We start from the raw sequence: 1,677 nt of genomic DNA, 5'->3' as shown, positions 1-1,677 counted from the left end.
TCGCTCGCCGTCGTCGGGGTGAACGGGGCGGGCAAGACCACGCTGGCGAAGCTGGTCTGCGGCCTGTACCGGCCGACCGGCGGCGTCATCGAGGCCGACGACGTCGACCTGCGCACCGTGGACGTGCACGACTACGGCGTGTCCTGCGCCAAACGCACGTATCAGTACAAGAACGAGCAGTGCTGCGACGGTCCGGGCCCGGTCAAATGCGTGCCCTGCTGCGCGGAGCACTACGGCCGGCTCAAGGGCCCCGCCCTGGCCCTGGGCCTGCGCGCGAGCAGCCCGCTCAACCGGTGCGTGGACGCCTATGTGGCCACGGGATCGTCGGTGGCCGCCGCGGCCGCCGAAGCGCTCCCGCATCGAACGCAGGTCTCTGTCATCCCGGCCGCCGTGTCCGACGAACTCGAGGGTGCGGCGGCGCACGAACCCGGCCCGCGCCCCGAATTCCTCCCGCCCGACGGTGATTTCCTCCTCTACGCCGGAGCACTGGGACGGCACAAGGGTGTCGACGTGCTGCTCGAGGCGCATCGCAGTATGCGTCATCGCGTGCCGCTGGTCATCCTCGGCGCCTCGATCGGAGAAGGCGAGCACTTCGACTTCTCCGCCCCGGACGTGCACGTGGTCGGGCCCCAGCCGCCCGCGCAGGTGCTCGCGGCCTGGCGGCACTGCGCCGTCGCCGTCGTCCCCTCGGTCTGGCAGGAGCCGTTCGGCCTGGTGGCCGTGGAGGCGATGCTGGCCGAGCGGCCGGTGGTGGCCTCGGCGGTCGGCGGGCTGCGCGACATCGTCGAACACGGCGTCACCGGCCTGCTCGTGCCGCCGGGCGATCCGGGCGCCCTCACCGCCGCGCTCGACTGCCTGCTCGACGACCCGGTCCGGCGCAGCCGCATGGGTGCGGCGGGACGCCGACGGGCTCGCGCGTACCGGGCCCGCGCCGTAGCCCCCAGGTTGATCGAGCTGTCCGCGGACGTCCTCGCCCGCCGGAGCGCGGCCGCGCACTGATCCGGGCCGCACCGCCCCGCACCGCCGCGGACATCAGGCCACTGCCAGACGGCCGAAGACCCAGGTGCCCGGCGCCTGCGGATCGTCCCCGGCCCAGAACTGCGTCCACAGCTGCCGGAACTCGCTCCGGGACAGGTAGCCGTCCCCGTTCAGGTCGAGCAGGTCGAACACGGTGTCGGTGTCGGTCGAGCACCCGTTCCAGGCCTCGATCAGCGCCCGGTACTCGGTGCGCGAGATCCGGCCGTCCGCGTTCTCGTCCACGGCCTCGAACATCGCGTCCGCGGTGGCCGTGACCGACTCCGGCATGCTCGGCAGCAGGTCCACCACCCGCAGCACGTCGTCCAGGGTGACCCGGGCCGCGTCCGCCGCGTGCGTGCTCAGCGACGCCCACCACCCCAGCATGATCGCCCGCAGCAGCGTCGAGCGGGCCGAGGCGGGGGACATGCCGCGCTGGACCGTCCACCGCCCGGCCAGGGCCTCGAAGTCGCCCTCCACCAGATATCCGCGGCCCGCCGAGTCCATCGCCTCGAACACCCCCGAGACCTTGCGCCGCTGAAACGCGCTCGCCATGTGTCGCCTCCGTTCTCGCTTCCTGTGCAGCCTCACCTTCCGCCGCCGCGGGCGCGGACAACCCGAATCAGGGCTAAACCACTCAGGGGAGTGGGCGCGCCCCCGTGC

General features: G+C 73.0%; 2 protein-coding genes. One reads left to right on the top strand and one right to left on the bottom strand.

Annotated features, from left to right (window positions below; translation table 11 throughout):
• Positions 1 to 999 (top strand): glycosyltransferase family 4 protein (locus tag KDL01_RS40900; RefSeq protein ID WP_212534106.1); only part of this gene is annotated, 999 nt, incomplete at its 5' end.
• 33 nt (positions 1,000 to 1,032) lie between these two features.
• Here the strand turns inward: KDL01_RS40900 and KDL01_RS40895 are convergent.
• A complete protein-coding gene (locus KDL01_RS40895; protein ID WP_212534105.1) occupies positions 1,033 to 1,569 on the bottom strand; it encodes an EF-hand domain-containing protein in 537 nt (178 codons plus the stop codon).
• Positions 1,570 to 1,677 lie beyond the last annotated feature (108 nt).

It is taken from the genome of Actinospica durhamensis (genome assembly GCF_018139695.1).
Taxonomy (GTDB): domain Bacteria; phylum Actinomycetota; class Actinomycetes; order Streptomycetales; family Catenulisporaceae; genus Actinospica; species Actinospica durhamensis.
The sequence above is the reverse complement of the archived record's forward strand: the minus strand, read 5'-3'. Positions and strand labels throughout refer to the sequence as shown.

Coding starts and splice junctions, on each gene's coding strand:
- KDL01_RS40895 (WP_212534105.1), bottom strand. CDS start 1,569: ATGGCGAGCGCGTTTCAGCGGCGCAAGGTCTCGGGGGTGTTCGAGGCG.